The sequence below is a fragment of the Streptomyces sp. NPDC093586 genome (genome assembly GCF_044764905.1).
Taxonomy (GTDB): Bacteria; Actinomycetota; Actinomycetes; order Streptomycetales; family Streptomycetaceae; genus Streptomyces.
This window is the reverse complement of record NZ_JBIWJA010000016.1, coordinates 1-21,867: the sequence shown is the minus strand read 5'-3', so window position 1 is coordinate 21,867 and position 21,867 is coordinate 1. Positions and strand designations below refer to the sequence as shown.

Annotated in this window: 20 protein-coding genes; 9 read left to right on the top strand and 11 right to left on the bottom strand. The window is 73.6% G+C overall.

Features of this window, described 5'->3' with window-relative positions:
- Window positions 1–100 precede the first annotated feature (100 nt).
- The 4 genes from ACIRFH_RS18380 to ACIRFH_RS18365 all read right to left on the bottom strand — a co-directional run bounded on the left by ACIRFH_RS18380 (window position 101) and on the right by ACIRFH_RS18365 (window position 6,080).
- The gene (locus ACIRFH_RS18380; protein WP_403521751.1) at window positions 101–1,711 is read right to left on the bottom strand and encodes an RICIN domain-containing protein; all 1,611 of its coding nucleotides are present in this window, start codon (window positions 1,709–1,711) and stop codon (window positions 101–103) included.
- A gap of 482 nt (window positions 1,712–2,193) precedes the next feature.
- On the bottom strand, window positions 2,194–2,571 hold the full coding sequence (locus ACIRFH_RS18375; protein ID WP_403521749.1) for a toxin Doc: 378 nt from the start codon (window positions 2,569–2,571) through the stop codon (window positions 2,194–2,196).
- Between the two features lie 3 nt (window positions 2,572–2,574).
- Entirely contained in the window at window positions 2,575–2,823 is a 249-nt protein-coding gene (locus ACIRFH_RS18370; RefSeq protein WP_403521747.1) for a hypothetical protein, read from the bottom strand.
- Window positions 2,824–2,984: 161 nt separating this feature from the next.
- Entirely contained in the window at window positions 2,985–6,080 is a 3,096-nt protein-coding gene (locus ACIRFH_RS18365) for a glycoside hydrolase family 2 TIM barrel-domain containing protein (protein ID WP_403521745.1), read from the bottom strand.
- Window positions 6,081–6,335: 255 nt separating this feature from the next.
- On the opposite strand from ACIRFH_RS18365, the gene ACIRFH_RS18360 reads away from it, so the two are divergent.
- Both ACIRFH_RS18360 and ACIRFH_RS18355 read left to right on the top strand, forming a co-directional pair.
- A complete protein-coding gene (locus ACIRFH_RS18360) occupies window positions 6,336–8,714 on the top strand; it encodes a SpoIIE family protein phosphatase (RefSeq protein WP_403521743.1) in 2,379 nt (792 codons plus the stop codon).
- 107 nt (window positions 8,715–8,821) lie between these two features.
- The gene (locus tag ACIRFH_RS18355) at window positions 8,822–9,514 is read left to right on the top strand and encodes a DUF4232 domain-containing protein (protein WP_403521741.1); all 693 of its coding nucleotides are present in this window, start codon (window positions 8,822–8,824) and stop codon (window positions 9,512–9,514) included.
- Window positions 9,515–9,533: 19 nt separating this feature from the next.
- On the opposite strand, the gene ACIRFH_RS18350 is transcribed toward ACIRFH_RS18355, so the two are convergent.
- Both ACIRFH_RS18350 and ACIRFH_RS18345 read right to left on the bottom strand, forming a co-directional pair.
- Window positions 9,534–10,502 (bottom strand): aldo/keto reductase, encoded by a 969-nt coding sequence (locus ACIRFH_RS18350; RefSeq protein WP_403521739.1) that lies wholly within the window; start codon window positions 10,500–10,502, stop codon window positions 9,534–9,536.
- Window positions 10,503–10,575: 73 nt separating this feature from the next.
- The gene (locus ACIRFH_RS18345; protein ID WP_403521737.1) at window positions 10,576–11,118 is read right to left on the bottom strand and encodes a flavoprotein; all 543 of its coding nucleotides are present in this window, start codon (window positions 11,116–11,118) and stop codon (window positions 10,576–10,578) included.
- Window positions 11,119–11,374: 256 nt separating this feature from the next.
- Between ACIRFH_RS18345 and ACIRFH_RS18340 the strand changes: the two genes are divergently transcribed.
- Window positions 11,375–11,824 carry a nitroreductase family deazaflavin-dependent oxidoreductase gene (locus tag ACIRFH_RS18340; protein ID WP_403521735.1) on the top strand — a complete coding sequence of 150 codons (450 nt, stop codon included), beginning with the start codon at window positions 11,375–11,377 and terminating at the stop codon, window positions 11,822–11,824.
- Window positions 11,825–11,890: 66 nt separating this feature from the next.
- Here ACIRFH_RS18340 and ACIRFH_RS18335 read toward each other — a convergent pair whose 3' ends face one another.
- Window positions 11,891–12,805 carry a cation diffusion facilitator family transporter gene (locus ACIRFH_RS18335; protein ID WP_403522005.1) on the bottom strand — a complete coding sequence of 305 codons (915 nt, stop codon included), beginning with the start codon at window positions 12,803–12,805 and terminating at the stop codon, window positions 11,891–11,893.
- Window positions 12,806–13,097: 292 nt separating this feature from the next.
- Between ACIRFH_RS18335 and ACIRFH_RS18330 the strand changes: the two genes are divergently transcribed.
- Window positions 13,098–14,123: a glutathione S-transferase family protein gene (locus ACIRFH_RS18330; protein ID WP_403521733.1), complete on the top strand. Its 1,026-nt coding sequence runs from the start codon at window positions 13,098–13,100 to the stop codon at window positions 14,121–14,123.
- 59 nt (window positions 14,124–14,182) lie between these two features.
- Window positions 14,183–14,485 (top strand): DUF4235 domain-containing protein, encoded by a 303-nt coding sequence (locus tag ACIRFH_RS18325; protein WP_403521731.1) that lies wholly within the window; start codon window positions 14,183–14,185, stop codon window positions 14,483–14,485.
- Between the two features lie 73 nt (window positions 14,486–14,558).
- Here the strand turns inward: ACIRFH_RS18325 and ACIRFH_RS18320 are convergent, their stop codons facing one another.
- Both ACIRFH_RS18320 and ACIRFH_RS18315 read right to left on the bottom strand, forming a co-directional pair.
- Window positions 14,559–14,954, bottom strand: coding sequence for a VOC family protein (locus ACIRFH_RS18320; protein WP_403521729.1), 396 nt, complete (start codon window positions 14,952–14,954; stop codon window positions 14,559–14,561).
- A 191-nt stretch (window positions 14,955–15,145) separates the two neighbouring features.
- The gene (locus tag ACIRFH_RS18315) at window positions 15,146–16,114 is read right to left on the bottom strand and encodes a GlxA family transcriptional regulator (RefSeq protein WP_403521727.1); all 969 of its coding nucleotides are present in this window, start codon (window positions 16,112–16,114) and stop codon (window positions 15,146–15,148) included.
- 71 nt (window positions 16,115–16,185) lie between these two features.
- Between ACIRFH_RS18315 and ACIRFH_RS18310 the strand changes: the two genes are divergently transcribed.
- Both ACIRFH_RS18310 and ACIRFH_RS18305 read left to right on the top strand, forming a co-directional pair.
- Window positions 16,186–17,136, top strand: coding sequence for an NADP-dependent oxidoreductase (locus tag ACIRFH_RS18310; RefSeq protein WP_403521725.1), 951 nt, complete (start codon window positions 16,186–16,188; stop codon window positions 17,134–17,136).
- Between the two features lie 125 nt (window positions 17,137–17,261).
- A complete protein-coding gene (locus ACIRFH_RS18305; RefSeq protein WP_403521723.1) occupies window positions 17,262–17,648 on the top strand; it encodes an anti-sigma factor antagonist in 387 nt (128 codons plus the stop codon).
- Here the strand turns inward: ACIRFH_RS18305 and ACIRFH_RS18300 are convergent.
- The gene (locus tag ACIRFH_RS18300; protein WP_403521721.1) at window positions 17,614–18,567 is read right to left on the bottom strand and encodes a ribose-phosphate diphosphokinase; all 954 of its coding nucleotides are present in this window, start codon (window positions 18,565–18,567) and stop codon (window positions 17,614–17,616) included. The two genes, ACIRFH_RS18305 and ACIRFH_RS18300, sit on opposite strands and share 35 nt — an antisense overlap.
- Before the next feature lie 397 nt (window positions 18,568–18,964).
- Between ACIRFH_RS18300 and ACIRFH_RS18295 the strand changes: the two genes are divergently transcribed.
- Complete coding sequence (locus ACIRFH_RS18295) at window positions 18,965–19,627, top strand: DUF4230 domain-containing protein (protein ID WP_403521719.1); 663 nt, start codon at window positions 18,965–18,967, stop codon at window positions 19,625–19,627.
- A gap of 95 nt (window positions 19,628–19,722) precedes the next feature.
- Window positions 19,723–20,262 (top strand): VanZ family protein, encoded by a 540-nt coding sequence (locus tag ACIRFH_RS18290; protein WP_403521717.1) that lies wholly within the window; start codon window positions 19,723–19,725, stop codon window positions 20,260–20,262.
- Between the two features lie 51 nt (window positions 20,263–20,313).
- On the opposite strand, the gene ACIRFH_RS18285 is transcribed toward ACIRFH_RS18290, so the two are convergent.
- Window positions 20,314–21,426 (bottom strand): ABC transporter substrate-binding protein, encoded by a 1,113-nt coding sequence (locus tag ACIRFH_RS18285; RefSeq protein WP_403521715.1) that lies wholly within the window; start codon window positions 21,424–21,426, stop codon window positions 20,314–20,316.
- Window positions 21,427–21,867: the final 441 nt, after the last annotated feature.

Sequence of the window (21,867 nt, the reverse complement as noted above, 5' to 3'; positions counted from 1 at the left end):
GAGATGTTCTTACACCTCGTCGGCCTCACCGCACAGGAGACGGTCTTGGCTCCGCAGGGCTTCGGCCGGGTGATCGTCCCTGCGGGCAGAGGACGAGGTCCTAGGGTCTGCCCGGCAGCTCCACGGGCCGCGCGTCCGGGGAGCCGGTCCCGGCGATCGGCAGGGAGCCGTCCCCCGCCGGCGCCTTCTCGATCCGCCAGCGCTGTCCGAGGGAACCGTCGTACACCGTGACGACGACGTCGGCGTCCGGCGCGTCGGCGGTGGCGGCGAGGGCGAGGCCGCTCTGCCGGCGCGGCAGCAGCGCACCCTGTGCGGTGCGGTCGTAGCGCACGTCGTCGCCCCGCCCGGTGCCCTCGTCGGCGCAGGTGCCGAGAACGACGACTCCGGCGTCCGCCCGGGAGTCCAGGCACAGCCCGGGGTCGGCGACGCCGCGCAGCAGCCCGTCGTCCTCCAGGGTCCACTGCTGGGTCCACGCCTCGGAACACGTCGCCAGCCGGGCGCCCGTCCCGGCCTTCGGCTCGCCCCGTACATCGAGGCAGAGGCCGGCGGCGACGTTGCGCAGGCGGGTGGCGTCCGCGGCCGCGGGCAGCCCGGCGGTGCCGGGCGGCTTCGGGCGGGAGGTCGCGGACGCCGTGCCCCGGCCGTCGACGGCGCTGGGGGACGCGGCCGGGTCGGCGCCGCCGCCGTCGTACGACCACACGTTCACCACGAGCACGATCCCCAGCACTCCCGCCGAGGCGGCGCCGACTCCTCTGAGCACCGACCGGACGGAGCGCGGCCGGCCCGGGAGCCGGCGGACGGGCACGCGGATCCGGGCCAGGGGGCCGGGACGCCCGCCACGGTGCCGGGCGGCGGCCCTGGCCGGGGCGCCCCGGTCCGCGCGGCCCGGACGGGAGTCGAGATAGCGCCGGGCGCCCCAGCCGAGCACCGCCTCCGCGATCAGCGGCCCCAGGTCGCGCCCGAAGTGGCCGAGTTGTTCGGCCGCGTGCCGACAGTGCCGGCACTCCGCCAGATGTTTCCGGACGTCCGGCGGCAGCTCGCCGCCCCGGCGGATCGGGACGTCGAGGAGACGGTGGTGGAAGCGGCAGTCCTGGGTGGGCGCCAGTTGCCGGTGCGCCTGCAGACAAGCGTCCCGGAACTGCTCACGCGCTTGTTCGTACGTGGCGGAAGCGGTGTCGGTGTCCATGCCGAGCAGACCGGCCGGCACATCCACGGGTTCGCCCTCGACCTCCGTGTGCCACAGCAAACAGCGGGCCGGTCCGGGAAGGGACGCGAATGCGCGCGCGGCCAGTGCGCGGTTTTCCGGAATCAGGGATCTCGCGGCTCGCATGCCGCGCCCGCCGGCGGGTTTCAGCAGCTGCGGCAGAACACCGGTGACCGCGTCGTCGGCCGACCACTGGCGGACCGTGTCGCGCACGGCCACCAGCAGCCGCGGGCGCAGGGCCGTAGCCGGTTCGCCCTGGGCGAGCCGGTCCAGGACCCGGTGCTGGGCGGCGGCGGTGACCATGGCGGTGAGCTGCCCCGACGTGGCGAGGCAGACGGCCGCGTAGTCGTGGGCCGGCTGCCAGTGCCGGGCCGCCAGCAGGGCGGCGGCCCGGGAGGCCGCGCTCTCCGGGCCGTCCCGGAGCCGGGCCGCCAGCCACTCGTCGGACTCCCCGGGCTCCCCGCCGGAGGGCGGGGGGACGGGACGAGAGGGGTGGGGGGTGGGCACTGGGCTGCTCCCTTCCCACGCACAGAAGACTCAGACGTTCCGGTCACCGAAAGGGAATGGGTGCGTATCCTTCGGGTGCGGCGTGGAGGGGGCGTGAATTCGCCACGGCGAAATCGGGCCCGGTTCTCCACGGTGCGTGCGCGCCCCGGCCTCCGTCCCCCGCACGAGTGCTTCACTGTCGCACAAACCGCTCATGCCCAACAAGGCGCGCGGGGGACGTCGGGGCCGCTGCGGAGGAAAACCGGATTCCACGCCGACCGATGCTGTATACACCGGCTTTCGGATGTGTCGGCGCGCCCCGTGTGAAAGGCGCGCGCGCACCGGTGTGCCGCGCACGCTCCGGCGCACGCCCCCGTGTGGTGGACTGGCGACGGCCCTTCTCGGAAGGCCCGGCGCGGGACGGCGGCTCTCCCGCGCGAGGGCCGCCGGCCCCGATCCCCCGCCCTCGGTCGACGGCCCCGGGGAGGGCGCCCCGGGCGGGCTCAGATCTGCCAGGAACGCAACCGGTCGGCCGCCGCGTAGACGTCGGCGTCGCCGGTGAGCAGGTCGCGTGCGAGGTCGACCAGGGCACCGTAGGGCGGGTCGATGCCGACCCCGCTGGCGAACATGTACGCCACGGCCGTCGCGCAGGCGAAGCGGGCGTTGGCCGACGGCAGGGGCCTGAGCACGGCGAGGGTGTGCAGCAGGGCTGCGGCCCGCCAGGCGGGGTCGGAGTCCACCCCGAGGCGGGGCGGATCGACGCGGTGCCGGGCGACGGCGGCGACCAGTGCGGAGAAGTCGTTGATGGTGGGCTGTTCCGGCAGCACCTCCTCGTGACGCTGGAGCAGCCAGGGCACGTCGATGTGCAGGGCGGGTGCCATGGGTCAGGCGGCCCGCCCCTCGTCCCGGGCGGGCGGTGGTTCGTCGTCGGGGAAGGCGGCCGCGAACTCGTCGGCGTGGGCGGTGAAGAACCGCCGGAACGCCTCCGCGCCCTCCTGCAGCGCCCGGTGCCGGGCGATGTCGGCGGCGGCGGCCTCCCGTACGAGCGCCTTCATCGATGTGCCGCGCTCCTTGGCGATCTGCCGCAGGTCCTCGAGCTCGCGGTCGCTGAACTCCACGTTCAGGGCTGGCATGCCTCCCACGGTACCGCGCGGGTACTGAACCGTAAATACCGCCAGGTCAGAGCGGAGGTGTTGCGGTACCGCGGGAAGCGAACGGATGGTCGGACGGTCACCCGGCACGCCGTTGACGGCCGAGTGCCGAACAGGTGCCGACCGGATACCGACCGGGGCGGTCAGACGGCGGGCGCCTCCAGCCGGCTGATGCGGACCGCGCCGCGCGGCTCGCCGGGGTGACGGCTCGTCAGGGTGAGCCGGACACGGGAACCGCGTACCGCGTCGAAGGTGATCACCGTGGGGGCGTCGGACGCGGTGGCCCACTCGACGCGGACGTCCTCGGCCGTCCGCCACGCGTTTCCGTCCCAGACGGCGGCCTCGACGGAGGCGGGCAGGCTGTGGGTGGCGTCCACGGTGAAGGAGACCTCGATCCGGCCGTAGCGGCGCGTCCGCCCGTGATCGACCGAGACCCAGTCCTCGGCGCGGGCACCCTCGAAGGCGGGCAGCAGGGCAGTGGCGTCCTTGTGGAAGCCGTTGGACCAGCCGGTGGCCGGGTCGCCGTCGAGCATGGCGGCGGGCAGGGTGTCGGGGCGCCCGGAGTAGCTCGCGTCCGCGTGCGGGTGGTCCGCCGGCGCCGGGTGCTCGGGCGCGAACCGGGGAGCCGGTGTGGTCGCGGGGGACGCGGCCCGCCGGGCGCGCACGGTCGCCGTGTCCGCGCGCAGCCCCTCCGCACGGGCCGTCACGCGCACCGTCCCCGGCCGCGTGCCGGAGCGCACGATGGCGAGGGCCTTGCCGTGGAAGGCGGTGCGGGTGCTCGCCTGGTACCGCTCGGCGCTCTCCTGTCGGCCGTTGTCCACCCCGGCGAGGGAGCCGCCCGCGACCTCGAAGGAGATCAGGTGCTCGGCGTCGGGCACCACCACTCCGCGCCGGTCGACCACCTCGGCGGTCACGAAGACCAGGGAGCGGCCGTCGGCGGCGACGCTCTCGCGGTCCGGGACGAGGCGCACGGCGTGCGGCGCGCCGGCGGTGCGCAGGACGTCGGTGGCGACGGTCCTGCCGCCGCGCCGGGCGACGGCCTTCAGCTCGCCCGGCGCGAAGGGAACCTTCCAGGTCAGGTGGAGCTTGCCCGCGCTGCCGTTGGGGCTGGTGTAACTGCCCGGGTAGGGGCCGTCGGTGAAGGTCTTGTCGTCGCCGGTGGCCTCGGTGGTCTCCAGGTAGGTGCGGCCGTCCACCGTCTTCTTGGTGTCGAAGCGGCGCACGCCGAGGGACTTGCCGTTCAGGAACAGCTCGACGGTGTCGACGTTCGCGTACGCCCACACCTCGACGGTGTCGCCCTCGCGGTGGTTCCAGGTCGCCGGCAGCAGGTGGACCATCGGTTCGTCGGTCCACTGGCTGCGGAACAGGTGGTACATGTCCTTCGGGAAGCCGGCGGTGTCGACCGCGCCGAAGAAGGACGCCTTCACCGGGAAGACGTCGTACGGCGTGGGCTCCCCGATGTAGTCGATGCCCGACCACAGGAACTGCCCGGCGAACCACTTGCGGTCCCGGTCCTTCTTGTGCCCGTACTCGCCGCTCATGGTCCAGGAGGCGAGGTTGTTGTCGTACGAGGAGGTCGCCCGCCGGCCGGGGGTGTGGTTCTCACCGGTGTTGAGGTGCTCGGGCTCCTGGTAGGTGCCGCGCGTGGAGGTCTCGGAGGACGACTCGGACTCGAACAGGAACAGGTGCGGGTAGGCGGCGTGCAGGGCGTCGACCGACTTGGCGGTGTTGTAGTTGAGGCCGAGTCCGTCGAGCTTGGCCAGCATGAGGTCGGCCGCCGAGCCCCTGGCGGGCAGCCGGCGGTACTTGTCCGAGCCGATGACGAGCGGCCGGGTGGCGTCGGCGGCCCGGATCGCGGCGATGATCCGGTCGGCCATCGCGAGTCCGGCGGTGGAGGTGGAGTCGGGGATCTCGTTGCCGATCGACCACATGACGACGGCGGGCGAGTTGCGGGCCGCGAGCACCATCTCGGTGGCGTCCCGCTCGCACCACTCGTCGAAGAACCGGCCGTAGTCGTACCGGTTCTTGCCGGTGCGCCAGCAGTCGAAGGCCTCCACCAGCATCACGATGCCCAGTTCCTCGCAGACCTCGATCATCTCGGGCGAGGGCGGGTTGTGGGAGGTGCGGAAGGCGTTGGCGCCCATCGACTTCATGAGGGTCATCTGGCGGCGGATCGCGTCGGCGCTGACGGCCGCGCCGAGCGCGCCGAGGTCGTGGTGCAGGTCGACGCCCTTGATCTTGGCGTGGGCTCCGTTGAGGTGGAAGCCCTCGTCGGGGTCGAAGCGGAACGTGCGGATGCCGAAGGGGGTGCGGTACGTGTCGACCGTGCGTCCGCCGACGCGCAGTTCGGTGCGCAGAGTGTAGCGGTGCGGGTCCGCGAAGTCCCACAACCGGGGCCGGGGAACGGTGAGTTCGTGGGTCCCGCTCCCGTCGTCCGTGACGGTGACCGTCGAGGCGGCGCGGGCCACCGTACGTCCCCCGGCGTCCTCGACCGCCGACCTGATCTCGACCTCGCGCGCGGCGCCCGTGGCGTTGACGACGGACGTCTCCACCCGGACGAGGGCGCGCTCACCGCTCACCTCGGGCGTGGTGACGTACGTGCCCCAGCGCCGTACGTGCACCGGTTCGGTGACGACGAGCCGGGCCTCGCGGTAGATGCCGCTGCCCGAGTACCAGCGGCTGCTGGGCAGTTGGTTCTGCACCTTGACCGCGAGGACGTTCTCGGTGCGGCCGTCGGTGTGCACCAGATCGGTGAGGTCGAGGGCGAAACCGGTGTATCCGTAGGGGTGGCGGCCTACCTCCCGGCCGTTGCAGTAGACGCGGGAGTCCATGTAGACGCCGTCGAACTCGACCGAGATCCGCTTGCCGGCCAGCGCGGACGGCAGGGTGAAGGCGAGGCGGTACCAGCCGAGACCGCCCGGCAGGAAGCCGGTGCCGCCGGTGGTGCCGTGCTCGGTGGTGGGCGTCTGCTCGATGCTCCAGTCGTGCGGGACGGCCACCTCGCGCCACGCCGAGTCGTCGTAGTCCGGTTCGGCGGCCCGCGCGTACGCCCCGGTCCGGTCGGTGATCCCGCCCGGGTCGACGAGGGCGAAGCGCCAGCCGTCGCGCAGGGCGACCGTGCGGCGGCCCGCTCCCGCTCCCGCCGTGTCCGCGGCCCGCGCCGACGGGGCGCCCAGCAGCGCGCCCGCGGTGGGCGTCGCCGCGGAGGCGATCAGGACCGATCTGCGCGTGACCGTCATGCCGGATCTCCCTCAGCAGGAATCAGAAGCACTCACAACTGATCGTGAACAAACAGATTCTGATGTCGGCTCGCTGGCGGCCGTCAAGAGCACGGAAAGCACTTTCTACCCCGGGCGCACCGGTGGTTCGGTGGCGCGTGCGCCCAGAGGGCTCCGCGGGTCCGGTGGTTCGGGTCCGCGCGGGGTCCGGACGCACTAGGCTGGGCTCCAGGTGACGCGCTGTTCACTGTGGGTGTGCGCAATGGAGTGGCGACGATGAGTCCGGTCAACCCGCACGACGATGCCGCCGCGGCGCGCGCCGTCGTCGACGACTTCGGCACGCTGCGGGAGTGGAGCGAGGGCGCGCGTCTGCTGCTCGGCCACCCGGCCGCGGACGTCGTGGGGCGTCCCGCCGCCGAGCTGCTGGCCGACGGGGCCGCCGGCCCGGCACCGGATCCCGGGGCCGGGCGCTGGAACGGGACGCTGGCGCTGCGGCACCGCGACGGGCACACGGTGTCGGTATGGGTGCTCGCCCGCCACAGACCGTCCGAGGACGACGGTCCGGGCGCGTGGCTGGCCGTCACTCCCCTGGACAGTGGCCCCGAGCAGCCGGACGACCCGCTGGTCAGAGCCGCTCTGACCCAGTCGCCCTGCGCCACGATGATCTTCGACGACCGGCTCCGGATCCGCGGCGTCAACAACGCCATGGCCCGGCTCTTCGGGCTTCCCGCGGACCGCGTCCGCGGCCTGCGGGCCACCGACCTCGGAGCCCGGGCGCAGACCGCGGAGCTCGAGGAGCACATGCGGCACGTCCTCGCCACCGGCCGGGGCCACGACATGCACACGCATCTCAAGGCCCCCGGCGAGAGCCGCGCCCACGCCTGGCTCGCCCGGGTCGCCCCGCTCACCGGCTCCGACGGCGAGGTGCGCGGTGTCTGCGTGAGCGCCCACGACTTCACCGAGCAGCACCTCGCCCGGGAACGTCTCCAGCTGGTCAACGAGGCCAGCGTGCGCATCGGCACCACCCTCGACGTCACCCGCACCGCGCAGGAACTGGCCGATGTGTGCGTGCCGGCGCTCGCCGACTTCGTCAGCGTCGATCTGCTGGACCCGCAGGAGCACGGCGGCGACCCCGTCGCCACGCCGACGCCGCCGGTCGCCCTGCGCCGGGCCGCCCACCAGTCGGTCAACCCGGGATGTCCGGAGGCGGTGGCCGAGCCGGGCCGCCTCGACGTCTATCCGGAGGCCTCGCCGCAGGCCCGGTGCCTGGCCGCGGGGCGCGCGATCGTCGCCGCGGTGCCCACCGGCGACCTGGAGCGGTGGCGGGAGTGGGACCCCGTCCGGATCGGGCGGGTCGAGGAGTACGGCATCCACTCCACGATGTCCGTGCCGTTGCAGGCCCGCGGCACCACCCTGGGGATCGCGGTCTTCACCCGGTTCCGCCGTCCCGACGCGTTCACGCACGACGACGTGCTGCTGGCCGAGGAGGTCAGCGCCCGCGCCGCCGTCTGCATCGACAACGCCCGCCGCTACTCCCGCGAGCGCGAGACGACCCTGATGCTGCAGCGCAGCCTGCTCCCCCGGTGGCTGCCGCCCACCGCCGCGCTGGAGGCGGCCTCCCGCTATCTTCCGGCGGCCCGGTCCGGGGTGGGCGGCGACTGGTTCGACATCATCCCCCTGTCCGGGATGCGGGTCGCCCTGGTCGTCGGGGACGTCGTCGGCCAGGGCATCCAGGCGTCGGCCACCATGGGCCGGCTGCGGACCGCCGTACGCACCCTCGCCGACATCGACCTGACCCCCGAGGAACTGCTCACCCACCTGGACGACCTGGTCGTCCGGCTGTCGGAGGAGTCCGGTGGCGACGGCGCGGGCGAGGTCGGCGCCACCTGTCTGTACGCGGTGTACGACCCGGTGTCCCGGCACTTCTCCCTCGCCCGCGCCGGGCATCCGCCGCCCGTGCTGGTCCCGCCGGACGGCCCGCCCCGGCAGCTCGAGATGCCCTCCGGGCCGCCGCTCGGCGTGGGAGGTCTGCCCTTCGAGTCCGCCGAGCTGGAACTGCGCGAGGGCAGCGTGCTCGCGTTCTACACCGACGGGCTGGTCAAGAGCCGCGACCGGGACGCCGACGCCGGTCAGGCGCTGCTGTGCGAGGCCCTGGCCGTCCCCGCCGGCTCGCTGGACGCGGCCTGCGACCACGTGCTGCACGCCCTGCTGCCGGACGGCGGCGCCGCCGACGACGTGGCGCTGCTGCTGGCCCGCACCCGGGGACTGCCCGCCGGCCAGGTCGCCACCTGGGACATTCCCGCCGACCCGTCGCTGGTCGCCCCCGTCCGCAAGCAGGTCGTCGAGCAGTTGTCCGCCTGGGCGCTGCTGGAGGCCTCCTTCACCGCCGAACTGGTGGTCAGCGAGCTGGTCACCAACGCCATCCGGTACGGCTCGCCGCCCATCCGGCTCCGGCTGATCCACGACCGGGCCACGCTGATCTGCGAGGTCTCCGACAGCAGCCACACCGCGCCGCACCTGCGCCGGGCCAAGACCTGGGACGAGGGCGGGCGCGGCCTGCTGCTGGTGGCCCAGCTCACCCAGCGCTGGGGCAGCCGGCACACCGCCGAGGGCAAGACGATCTGGGCGGAGCTGGCCCTGCTCGACGACGAGTGATCCCGCGGTTTCCGCACCCGTGCCGCGGGACACTCGAAGGCAGGGCGTGCCGTCCGGCAGCCGTGCCGGGCCGTGCGCGACGAACCTCACGGGAGTGTGGAGAGGCGATGGCGAAGACGTCCCAGCCCGTAGGCCGGACGGCCCTGCTGGCGAGCGCGGTCGCGGTGCTCGGCATGCTGACCGCCTGCGGCACCGACAGCGGCACGGCGAGCACGACGCAGTCCGGTCGGGCCGAGCAGTCGGCCGGTGCGACCGGCGGCAGCGCGCTTCCGGACCGGAGCACCGGCAGCACACCCGCGGCCCGGGGCGCCGACGACGCCCCGACGGCCGGCGCCGTGCCCAGCGACACCGCCGGTTCCGCGTCCGCGTCCGCCCGCACCGACGGCCGCTGCCACACCTCCGAGCTGCGCGCCTCGGTCGGCCGCGTCGACCCCGGAGCCGGGCAGCGCAACTTCCCCGTCGTGCTGACCAACACCTCCGCACGCACCTGCACCCTGTACGGCTACCCCGGCGCCGCCTTCGTGGACGCGTCCGGCAAGCAGCTGGGCCCCGACCCGCGGCGCACCCCGGCCTCACCGCGGACGGTCACGCTGACGCCGGGCCGGAGCGCGTGGGCCGGGCTGTCGTTCTCCAGCCCGCAGGTCAGCGGCGCCCGCGCCGCGACCCCGGCGGCGCTGCTCGTCACCCCGCCGGACGAGCGGGACCCGATCGAGGTGACGTGGACGGCCGGTGAGGTCCCGGTGGGCGGCAACGCGTCGTCGGTGTCCGTCACCGCCCTGGCCCCCGGGACGGGCCCCTGAGCGCCCGGACGCCCCGCGGTCAGTGACCGGCGACCGGGTGCGGCGCGTACGGCCGCTCCAGCTCCTCGGTCTCCTTGTCGGTCAGGGTGAGTCCGACCGCCGCCACGGCGTCCTCGAGGTGCCCCGGCCGGGCGGCGCCGATGATCGGCGCGGTCACCGTGTCCTGGTGCAGCAGCCAGGCGAGCGCCACCTGGGCGCGCGGCACGCCGCGCTCGCCGGCGATGCGGGTGACGGCCTCGACGACGGCGCGGTCGCCCTCCTGGTAGAGCGTGCTGCCGAAGGCGTCGGTGGCGCTGCGCCCGGTCGTCGCTCCCCAGTCGCGGGTGAGGCGGCCGCGGGCCAGCGGGCTCCAGGGCAGCACACCGACGCCCTGGTCCGCGCAGAGCGGCAGCATCTCGCGCTCCTCCTCGCGGTAGAGGAGGTTGTAGTGGTTCTGCATGGAGACGAACTTCGTCCAGCCGTGCCGCTCGGCGGTGTACTGCATCTTGGAGAACTGCCAGGCGTACATCGAACTGGCCCCGATGTAGCGCACCTTGCCCGCCTTCACCAGGTCGTGCAGCGCCTCCATCGTCTCCTCGACCGGCGTGTGCGGGTCGAAGCGGTGGATCTGGTACAGATCGACGTAGTCGGTGCCCAGGCGGCGCAGGCTGTGGTCGATCTCGGTCATGATCGCCTTGCGGGACAGTCCGGCGCCGTTGGGCCCGGGCCGCATCCGGCCGTGCACCTTGGTCGCGAGCACGATCTCGTCCCGGCGGGCGAAGTCCGCGAGCGCCCTGCCGACGATCTCCTCGCTGGTGCCGTCGGAGTAGACGTTGGCCGTGTCGAAGAAGGTGACGCCGGCTTCCAGCGCCTGCCGGATCAGCGGGCGCGAGGCCTCCTCGTCGAGGGTCCACTCGTGGGTGCCGCGGTCGGGCACGCCGTAGGTCATGCACCCCAGACAGATCCGCGAGACGTCCAGGCCCGTCGAACCGAGTTTCACGTACTGCATCGTTGCTGCTCCTGCCTTCCGGATCGGTACCGGGCGAGCGTACGTCCTCGCGCGGTCCCGGACCCGGCGCGGGTCAGCGCTCCTCGACCAGATCGAGGGCCCGCTCCCAGTCGAACTCGGGGCGGGCGGCGTCCGCTTCGCCCCGGCCCGCGTACGGGTCGCCGAAGCGCACTCCCATCCCCCGCAGCCTCTCCAGGCTCTCCCGGTAGGCGGGATGGGCGGCCAGCGCGTCGGCCACGCAGGGCAGGACGGCGACGGGGACGCCGAGTCCGCACACCTCGCACAGGGTGGCCACGGCGAGGGTGTCGGCCAGGCCGGCGGCCCACTTGTTGACCGTGTTGAAGGTGGCGGGCGCGACCACGACGGCGTCGGGCGCCGGGAAGGGGCGCGGGTCGCCCGGCCGGCGCCAGGCGGAGCGTATCGGGCGGCCGGTCCGCGCCTCGACGGCGGCGGCGTCGAAGAAGCCGCCCATCGCGGCCGGGGTGGCGAAGACACCGACCTCCCAGCCGCGTTCCTGTGCGGCGGTGATCAGCTCGCCGATGCCGGCGGCCGCACCGGCGGCGCAGACGACGACGTAGAGGAAGGGCTTCTCGGTGCTCGGGGCCGGTCGGGTCACGCCGGAACCCTACTCAACCGTCGCCCGGTTCCGGCACCGGGGGAAGGACGGCCGCCGGGGCGGGTGCGCCGGCGATGTGACGCGCGCCGTCCGCTTCCCGGCCGGGCCGGACGGCGCCGGAAACCGTCGTCGGACGCTCCGTGTCGCGCGGCCGTCGGCCGTCCACGGCCGGGATGCGGTATGGATGGACCGTGCACCGGCCGGTGTCGGACCGCGGTGCCAGTCAGCCGTACGACGCGACGATGGGACGGAAACCATGCCTCTTGAGGGCGAGTACGAACCCAGCCCGACGCAGTGGGTGCGCGAGCAGGTGGAGCTCTACGAGAGCTCCGGCGGCACGAAGGGGACGACCCTCCTGGACACGGGCCTGCCCGTGATCGTGCTGACCACGCGGGGCGCCCGCAGCGGCAAGATCCGCAAGACGCCGCTGATGCGCGTCGAGCACGAGGGCCGCTACGCGGTGGTCGCCTCCCTGGGCGGGGCGCCCCAGCACCCGGTCTGGTACCACAACATCAAGGCCGACCCCCACGTGGAGCTCCAGGACGGGCCGGTGAAGCAGGACATGACGGCCCGTGAGGTCACCGGCGCGGAGAAGGCCGAGTGGTGGGAGCGTGCCGTGGCCGCCTACCCGTCGTACGCCGAGTACCAGGAGAAGACGGACCGGGAGATCCCGGTCTTCGTGCTGGAACCGGTCGGCGGGAGCTGATCCCGGGCGGGACGGAGAAGTCCCGGATCCGTGTGCATGGTCCGGCCGCCGCTGGGCACCCGTGGGTCAGGCCCCGCCGCGTTCCCCCGTCGCGGCGGGGCTTTCCGCCGCCTCCCGGGCGACCCGGTCGGTGACGTCGAGGAAGATCTGCCGGGCCTCGGGGACGGTGTGCGCGATGGACCTCTTGATGCGCACGGACACCTCCTCCACCCGCTCGCTGTCCAGGCCGGGGACCAGATCGATGCGGGCGGCCACCAGCGCGGAGTCGAGGCCCGTCTTCATCGTGAACAGCGCCTCGACGCTGTCGATCTCCGGCTGTGCCTCGAGCAGCGCGTGGATGCGGCCGCTCGACTCCGGATCCGCGGCCTCGCCGATCAGCTGGTCGCGGGACTCGCGGCCCAGCCGGTAGGCCACGTAGACGAGCAGCACGCCGATGGCGAGCGAGGCGCAGGCCTCCCAGACCACCTGCCCGGTGACCATGTGCAGGACCATGCCGACCATGGCGAGGGTGACGCCGAGCACCGCGGTGCCGTCCTCGGCGACGACCGTGCGCAGGGCCGGGTCGCGCATCCCGGCGGCGGCGCCGCCCTGCCGGCGTACCTGGTGCAGTGCCCGCAGCAGCGAGGCGCCCTCGGCGAGCAGGGCGACACCGAGCACGATCAGCCCGGCCACGTAGCCGCCGAGCTTCTCCTCCGCGCCCGTCCTGAGGGCCTCGACGCCCTGGAAGAACGAGAAGCAGCCGCCCATCACGAAGATTCCGACGGCCGCCAGCAGGGACCAGAAGAAGCGTTCCTTGCCGTATCCGAAGGGGTGGCGGCGGTCGGCGGGACGGCGGCTGCGGCGCAGCGCGGCGAGGAGGAAGACCTCGTTCAGGCTGTCGGCCACCGAGTGCGCGGCCTCCGACAGCAGTGCGGGGGATCCCGCGAGGAAGCCGCCGACCGCCTTGGCGACCGCGATCACCAGATTGGCCGCGAGGGCCACCAGGACGGTGATCCGCGTCCTGCGGTCCGCTTTGCCGGCGGGCTCGCCCGCGGCCTTGCCGCCGACGCCGTCGTCCGCCTCTTCCGTCTCCCGCGCCTCGCGGTTCCTCCCCCGGTCCGCCTTTCCGTCGCCCTGTCCGTTCGCTGCCCTGTTCGAGGTTGTCCGGCTCACGATTCGCCGACTGCCCCCTGCCTGCCCGGCTCACACTCTCCTTGTGGACGGCACGTCAGTGCCGACGGCCGAAAACGGGGAACGTGTTACCAGGGCCACCGACGACAGGGAGGTACGTCCCATGAGCGGCGACGACGGGACGCCCGGCAACAGCGGCTACGGCAGGAAGGCGTTCAAGCGGTCCAGGAGCCATTTCACCGACCGGATCACCGCCGACGGCCGGGATGGCTGGCCGGTGGCGGCCGGGCGCTATCGGCTGGTGGTCAGCCGCGCCTGTCCGTGGGCGAGCCGGGCCCTGGTCTCCCGGCGGCTGCTCGGTCTGGAGGGCGCCCTGTCCCTGGCGGTCACCGACCCGGTCCAGGACGACCGCAGCTGGCGGTTCACCCTGGACCCGGACGGCCGTGACCCGGTCCTCGGCATCCGCTTCCTCAGCGAGGCCTACGACGAGCGGGAGACCGGCTATCCCGGCGGGGTGAGCGTGCCGGCGATCGTGGACGTGCCCAGCGGGAAACTGGTGACCAACGACTACCAGCGGATCACCCTGGACCTCGCGACCGAGTGGACGGCCCTGCACCGGCCGGGCGCGCCCGACCTGTATCCGCACGCCCTGCGCGACGAGATCGACGAGGTGATGGCGGACGTCTACCAGGACGTCAACAACGGCGTGTACCGGGCGGGCTTCGCCACCGGCCAGGAGGAGTACGAGGCCGCCTGCTCGGGGGTGTTCCGCCGCCTGGAGCGGCTGGCGTCCCGGCTGGAGCGGCAGCGCTATCTGGTCGGGGACACGATCACGGAGGCGGACATCCGGCTGTTCACCACGCTGGTGCGCTTCGACGCCGTCTACCACGGCCACTTCAAGTGCAACCGCTGGAAGCTGGCGGAGAACCCGGTGCTGTGGGCCTACGCCCGCGACCTGTTCCAGACGCCCGGCTTCGGCGACACCGTCGACTTCGACCACATCAAGCGCCACTACTACCAGGTCCACACCGGCATCAATCCGACCGGCATCGTGCCGCTGGGCCCGGACCTGGACGGCTGGCTCACGCCGCACCACCGGGAGGAACTGGGCGGCCGGCCGTTCGGCGACGGCACGCCTCCCGGGCCGGTGCCCGCCGGCGAGGAGGTACCGGCGCGAGGCAGGCCCTGACCCCGCGGGCCGTGGCCGTCACGTCCCGAAGTCACACAGCGAACCCGAAGGAGACCCACGTGGGCAAGAAGAAGAAGCAGAAGCTCCCCCTCGCGTACAAGCCCGTCGGCTTCGTCCTGGGCTGGGCGGGCGGCGCGCTGGCCGGGATGGCCTTCCAGAAGACGTGGAAGGTGATCCGGCACGAGGACGACGCGCCCGACGCCCTGGACCCGGACCGCGGCTGGGGCGAGATCCTCCTGGCCGCGGCGGTCCAGGGCGCCATCTTCGCCGTGGTGCGCAGTGCCATGGACCGGACGGGCGCCAAGGCGATCGAGCGCTCGACCGGTGTCTGGCCGGGCGGTGACAAGGGCGGACGGGACTGACCGGACCGGCCTCGGGCCCTCGCGCCGCACTCACCGCGCCGACGGCACCCGGGGGCGTGGGGCCCCGGCTGCCTCAGCCCTGCTTGGGCGCCGTCGGCGGCGTGCTGCCGCGCAGGGTGAAGGAGTGGCCCGCCGGGTCGGAGAAGCCGCGCTCCTCGTGCGGGCCCGCCGCGTCCCTCGCCTCCAGCGGGCGCCCGCCGAGCCCCACGACGCCGCGCTCGGCCTCGTCCAGGTCCTCCACCACGAAGTCCAGGTGGGCCTGGAGGGAGTTCTCGGGGCGGGGCCAGCTCGGCGGAGTGGCGTTGACGTCCCGCCGGAACGCCATGCGGAAGCCTCCGGGCCCCTCGATCTCGATGCGGTTGGCGGACGCGTCGCTCTCCTCCGCGCCCAGCAGTTCCTTGTAGAACTCGGCGAGCTTCTCGGGTTCCGCGCAGTCGAGCACCACGACGCCCGCTGTGACCAGTGCCATGTCTCCTCCGAAGGATTCCGGGCCCGGGGCGTCGGGCCCCGCGGCCCTCTTCCTTGCGCATATCCCGGCCCGGTGGATTCAGTCGGCCGTCGGCCGACGCCCTTGGGAAGACGGCTTCCTGACCGGCCGTCACTGTTGCCGGTGAGCGACGAGCGACGGAATGTCGTCCCGTCAGGCCGCCGTGCGCCCGCTCACCGCGCCGACTGGAACGTCCGCCGGTACACCTGGGGCGAGACGCCGATCGACGCGTGCAGGTGCTGGCGCAGCGAGGCGCCCGTGGCGAAGCCGACCTGGCCGGCGATCCGGTCGACCGGGAGGTCGCTGGCCTCCAGCAGATGCCGGGCCCGGGCTACGCGCTGCTGGGTCAGCCAGCGGCCGGGACTCGTGCCCACCTCGTCGTGGAAGCGCCGGGCGAAGGTGCGCAGGCTCATCCCGGCGTGCGCGGCGAGGCGGGCCAGCGTCAGAGGCTCGTCGAGGTGGTCCAGGGCCCAGGCCCGGGTCGCCGCCGTGCTCGCGGCGCCCTGCTCGGGCACCGGCTGCTCGATGTACTGCGCCTGTCCCCCGTCCCGGAAGGGCGGGACCACGCAGCGGCGGGCGACCTTGTTGGCCAGTTCGCTGCCGTGGTCCTCGCGCACGAGATGGAGGCAGACGTCGACGCCGGAGGCCGCGCCCGCCGAGGTGATGACGCGGCCGTCGGCCACGAAGAGCACGTCCGGGTCGAGGGGGATGTGCGGGAACATGCGCCGGAACCGGTCGGCCAGCTTCCAGTGGGTGGTCGCCCGGCGGCCGTCGAGGAGGCCCGCGGCGGCCAGCACGAAGGCGCCGGTGCAGATGGAGACGATGCGGGCGTCGGGGCGGACGCGCGCGAGGGCGGCGGTGACCTCGGGGGCCGGTACGTCGGTGACCAGGGAGGGCGAGACGGCGGGGACGACCACCGTGTCGGCCGAGTCCAGCACCTCGGGTCCGTGGTCGGGGGTGACGGTGAAGTCCGCCTCGGTGCGCACCGGCCGGCCGTCGACGGTGCAGGTGATCACCTCGTAGCGGCCGTCGGCGGCGCCGAGGATCCGGCTGGGAATGCCCAGTTCGAAGGGATAGGCGCCGTCGAGGGCCAGTACCACGACCCGTTCCGTCCGCCCCGCGGGGCGCTTCGCATGTCGCATGGCACGATCCTATCGGAGCATGGCATTCATGCCATTTCCCTGAGGGGCGGTGAACGGCAGGCTGGGTGACCATGAGCGATGTGAACACGATGCGAGCCATCAGCCAGGACACCCTCGGCGGTCCCGAGGTGCTGCGTGAGGTACGGCTGGAACGGCCCGAGCCGCGCCCGAACGAGGTGCTGGTACGGGTACGTGCCGCCGGAGTGAACCCGACCGACTGGAAGCACCGGGCGAACGGCGGCTTCCTCGGCGAGCCGCCCTTCGTCCTGGGCTGGGACGTCTCGGGCGTGGTGGAGGCGGTGGGGATCGGCGTCGCCGCGTTCCGGCCGGGCGACGAGGTCTTCGGCATGCTGTCGTACCCGTTCGGCCACGGCTCCCACGCGGAGTACGTCACGGCCCCGGCCCGCACCTTCACCCACAAGCCCGCCGGGATCGACCACGTCCAGGCCGGCGCGCTCCCGCTGGTGTCGCTGACGGCGTGGCAGGCCCTGGTGGAGCGGGCCGAGGTGCGGCAGGGGCAGCGGGTGCTGATCCACGCGGCGGCCGGCGGTGTGGGCCATGTGGCGGTGCAGATCGCCAAGGCCCGGGGCGCGTACGTGATCGGCACGGCGAGCGCGGGCAAGCACGAGTTCCTGCGCTCCCTCGGCGTGGACGAGACGGTGGACTACCGGGAGACGGACATCACCGAGGCCGTGAAGGACGTCGACGTCGTCCTGGACACGATCGGCGGCGAGACCTCGCTGCGGTCCCTGCGCGTGCTGCGGCCGGGCGGGATCGTGGTGTCGATCCTGCCGGTCGGTTCGGACGAGTTCCCCCGGGAGGCCGAGCGGCTCGGCGTGCGGGCGGTGCGGATGCTCGTCGACGCGGACCGGGCCGACATGCGGGAGATCGCCGGCCTGGTCGAGTCGGGCAGGCTGCGGGCCACGATCGAGAAGACGTTCCCGCTGGCCGACGCGGCACAGGCCCACGAGCTCGGCGAGACGGGCCGCACGACGGGGAAGCTGGTCCTCGTGGTCGACTGACGGGCCGCGCCGTGAGAATTCGATGACATATGTCAATCGAGCATGCTCAAACTCGCTCGTTCGGGGTAACTTGCGAGTGAGCGTGGGCAGTTGGGCCCCCGGAGCGGACTGGAGGCGTTGTCGTCGTGCGACAGGGATCCGCGTCGCTCACCAGGCATCTGCGCGTCCGCCGCGTCCGGGGGCACACGGTGCTGGAGTTCCTCGGTGAGATCGACATCGCGTCGGCCGACGAGATCGTCCCGCACCTGGACCGGGAGACGGGGCGACCCGGCGCCCGGGTCGTGCTCGATCTCGGCGGGGTCGAGTTCTTCGACTGCTCGGGGCTGCGGCTGCTGCACCGGGCACGGCGCCGGGTGCTCGACGGGGGCGGCGAGGTACATCTGGTGTGCGTCCATCCGCTGACGCTGCGCATGCTGCGGATCACCGGGCTCGCGCGGCTGCTGCCCCCGCGGCCGGCCCTGGCGGACGTGCTCGGCGTCAGTCCGCCGTCGGAGGATCGAACAGGGCGCTGACCGACTCGCCGTTGTGGATGCGGCGCACGGCCTCGGCCAGCGCGGGGGCGATGGACAGGACCCGCAGCTTCTCCGTGTGGCCGTCGGCCGGCACCGGCACGGTGTTGGTGCACACGATCTCCAGCACGTCGGGCTGCTCGCCGAGCCGGCCGAGCGCACCGGCCGCGAACAGCCCGTGCGTACAGGCGAGCCGGATCGTGCGCGGACCCTGCTCCCGCAGCCGGTCGAGGAGTTCCAGCACGGTGCTGCCGCCCGCGATCTCGTCGTCGAGCACGATGACGTCGCGCCCTGCGACGTCCCCGATCACGGCGCTGATGCTGACCCGGTCGTCGGCGAACCGCTGCTTGGCGCCCGCCGCGACCTGGGCGCCGAGCAGCCGGGCGAACGCGGCGGCCTCCTTGGCGTTGCCGAGGTCGGGCGAGACGACCGTGGTGCGGGACAGGTCGTACCGCCGGAAATGCGCGGCCAGTTCGCGCAGCGCGTGCAGGTGGTCGACCGGGACCGAGAAGAAGCCGTGCACCTGGGGCGAGTGCAGGGTCATGGCGAGGACCCGGCCGGCGCCCGCCGTCACCAGCAGGTCGGCGACCAGGCGTCCGCCGAGCGAGATGCGCGGTGCGTCCTTCTTGTCGGAGCGGGCGTAGGAGTAGTGCGGCAGGACGACGGTGATCCGCCCGGCCGACGCCCCGCGGGCCGCGTCGCACATCAGCAGCAACTCGACCAGGTGCTCCTGCACCGGCTTGACCAGCGGCTGGATCAGGAAGACGTCCCGCTCCCGGCAGTTGGCCCGCAGCTGCACCTCCAGGCAGTCGTTGGCGAACCGGCTGACCCGGACGGGGCTGAGGGGCACGCCCAGATGCGCGCAGACCTCCTCGGCCAGCTCGGGATGGGCGCTACCGCTGAACACGGCGATGTCTCGCACGGACCGCTCCTCGCGTGATCCTGTCCGACCGGAACCCCAGCTTACGGAAATCCGGTCGCGGCGGCCCCGGGGGCGGGCGTCATGATGACGCCGTCCGTGTTCCCCCAGGTCAGGCTCCCTGGCATGCGCCGGCTCCTCGGCATCGCCCCGTGCCCCTTCCGGTCCACGGTCGTCGAGGACTCCTCCCCGCGCGCCCACCCCGGACATCGGAGTTCCGGTCCACGCCGACGCCGGTGACACCCGGGGCAGCCGGTTCGGCGCCCCGGGCACTCCGGTTTCGCCGTCGGGACCGAGCGCACCCCGGCGGGGTCGGCCACCGCAGTGACCTGATCATCAACTTCCTTGTCTGGTACGGGAGATGAAGGGAAAGCGGACAGGAGGAAGGAGGGCCGTCGCCATGACGACTCCCATCAGGCGCCTCCCCGGGCGGATGCCCGGCTGGGCCAAGGCGGTGAGCGCGCTCGTACTGGTGCTCGTCGCGCTGTTCGCGGGGCTTCGGCTGAGCGTGCTGCCGGGCCTCAAAGACCTGTTCGGCTCCGAGACCCACGACCGGTCGGGGCCCACGCTGCTGAAGTCGATCCGGGACATCAGCCGTTACGAGGCCGCGTCCGGCTCCTTCCAGGTCGTCGTGGACCTGGAGAAGGACGCCAGGTTCCTGCCCGACGCGATCCGCGGCACCCGCACCCTGTACGTCGGTGCCGGCACCGTCGACGCCTACGTCGACCTCGGGAAGGTGGACGAGGACGACGTGACGGTGAACGACGACCGCACGTCGGCCACGCTGCGGCTGCCGCACGCCGCGCTCGGCGAACCGGCCCTCGACCCCGAGCACTCGTACGCCGTCTCCAAGCAGCGGGGCCTCCTCGACCGGCTCGGCGACCTGTTCTCGGACAACCCCAACGGCGAGCAGGCCGTGCAGAAGCTCGCGGCCCGGCACATCGGCGACGCGGCGAAGGACAGCGAGCTGACCGCGCGCGCCGAGGGCAACACCACGGCGATGCTCCAGGGCCTGCTGCACTCCCTCGGCTTCCAGGAGGTGCGGGTGACCTACGGCTCCTGATCGGCAGTGCCCGGGCCGGGGAACGTCCCGGCATCCCCGGCGGCTTCGCGGGTAACCGCACCGGCACGCGGGGACGTTGACGACTGGAGGACCACATGGCTCGCGCCGTCCCACGACCGAGTTCTCTGTTGCGCCCCCGCTCCGCCAGGACGCGGAACGCCGACCGGCGCGAACGGCGCCCGCTCGCCCTCCCGCTGCGCCTGCTGGCGATGGCGTGCGCGTTCGTGTTCATGGTGGCGTTCGCGGCCGTACTGGCCCGGTTGACCCTGCACCCCTCCCCCGCCTCGGAGTCGCTGACGCACACCAACATGCATCCCGGACGCTCCCTGCGGGCCTATCTGGACCAGCCCGCGCTGCGCGACGCCGTGAAGCAGATCGGCGGCAACCTGCTGCTGGGCGTCCCCTTCGGCGTCCTGGTCCCGGTGGTCGCGCCGCGCACGCGCGGGGTGCTGCGGGTGCTGCTGCTGACCGCGGTGGTGATGCTGCTGGTGGAGTTCGCGCAGGGCGCCCTGGTCACCGGGCGGGCCTTCGACGTCGACGACGTGATCCTCAACAGCGCGGGCGCGCTGATCGGTTACCTGCTCCTGGGCCGGCGCACGAGCCGCGCGGTGCACGCACGCCGGCCCCGGGACTGAGCGGGTGGCCGCTCGTGCCCGAGACGGCCCCGAGAAGGGGCCGGGCGGTCCTCAGCCGGTGTGGAGGATCCGGAAGCGGCCGGGTTCCGCCGGATCCCGGTCGGCGACCTGGACGGGCGGCCACGTCCACTGCCGGACGCCGATGCCCGGCACGCGGGAGAACCGGATCCGCCCGCGGGTGCCCTCGACCGCGACGTGCGGCCAGGACGCGGCCGTCCGCGCCCGGTCCGCTCCGTGGGCGCGCAGCACCTCGGTGAGGACGAGGACGGCGTCGTATCCCTCGAAGGCGACGAACGAGGGTGCTTCGGCCAGCCGTTCCCGCAGGGCCGTCCCGACGCGTGTGCCGAGGGGGCCGAGGTGCTCCGGCAGATAGCGCAGGAACGGGATCCCGGCGCCGTCGTCGCCCAGTGCCGCCGCCCACCCGGCGAACTCCGGTTGTCCGGCGGGAGCGCCGATCAGGACGTGGGCGAGGCGCTCGTCGCGACGGACGGCCCTGACGATCGGCACCGCGGGCTCCGGGTGGCCGACCAGCAGCAGGAGGGCCGTCGCACGGTGGGCGACGAGTTCGTCGCCCAGGGCCGCGGGATCCAGCGTGCTCATGTTGAGTTCGACGACCGTGCCGCCGTGCGGAGCGAGGTGGTCCCGCAGGATACGGGTCCCTGATGCCCAGTAGACGCTCGGCTGGGTCGCGACGGCGATCCGACGATGCCCCTCCGTGAGGAGGAAGTCCCCGTAGAGCCGCCAGCCGCGGGACTGCGCCGGGGGAAGACGTGCGACCCAGTCCGTCGGCCGGTCGGTGAGCGCGTCGAGGACCGCCGACGAGCACAGGAAGGGCAGGCCGAGGGCGTCGGCCCTGGTGGCGGCGGCGCGGGCGACGATGCTGTGATACTCCCCCGCCAGGGCGGCCACGCCCAGGCCGGCCAGTTCCTCCACGGCCGCCGTGGCCCTGTCCGGGTCGGCTGCGGTGTCCCGGACCACCAGCTCGAGCGGTCGTCCGAGGATGCCGCCGGCGTCGTTGACGTCGCGCACGGCCAGTTCGAGTCCGGCGAGCAGGTGCCGGCCCGCCTCGGTCCAGCCGGGCGGGGTGAGCGGGACGAGCGCCCCGATCCGGATGTTCGTCCCGCCCCGCCGTGGCGTGCGCATCTCGGTGATCATGGCGGCCATTGCATCCGTCGCCGTCGCCGGCGGGCAACCGATTATGCGTTCGCCGGACCGGAGGGCTCCACGGCCCGGCCGGTCCGCGCGGACCGGACCACCGCGCGGACAGGGCCAGGGCCTCTCGTTCGGATCGGGCCGCGGGGAAGCAGCGGGACCTGCCGACGCCGGTGAGCGGGGCCCGGTGCGTCCGGCTGCAGGGCGGAGCAGGCAGTCGACGCGGTGGGGGCCCCGCACGAGCGAAGCCGAGCGTGGGGAGCCGGCGAGTGACGGCAACGCCGCGGACGGGCGTGCCGGACCCCGCGTCCGCGGCCTGGTCCGGACGAGAGGCCCTAGATGTGCTGTCCGGACAGGTTGGTGCCGCGGCAGGCGACGTTCGCCCGGTGAGGAGCGGCGTCCGGTGCGTGCTCCGGGGGTCCCCCCGGCCGGAGGCTGGGGGAGTGCCGGCCG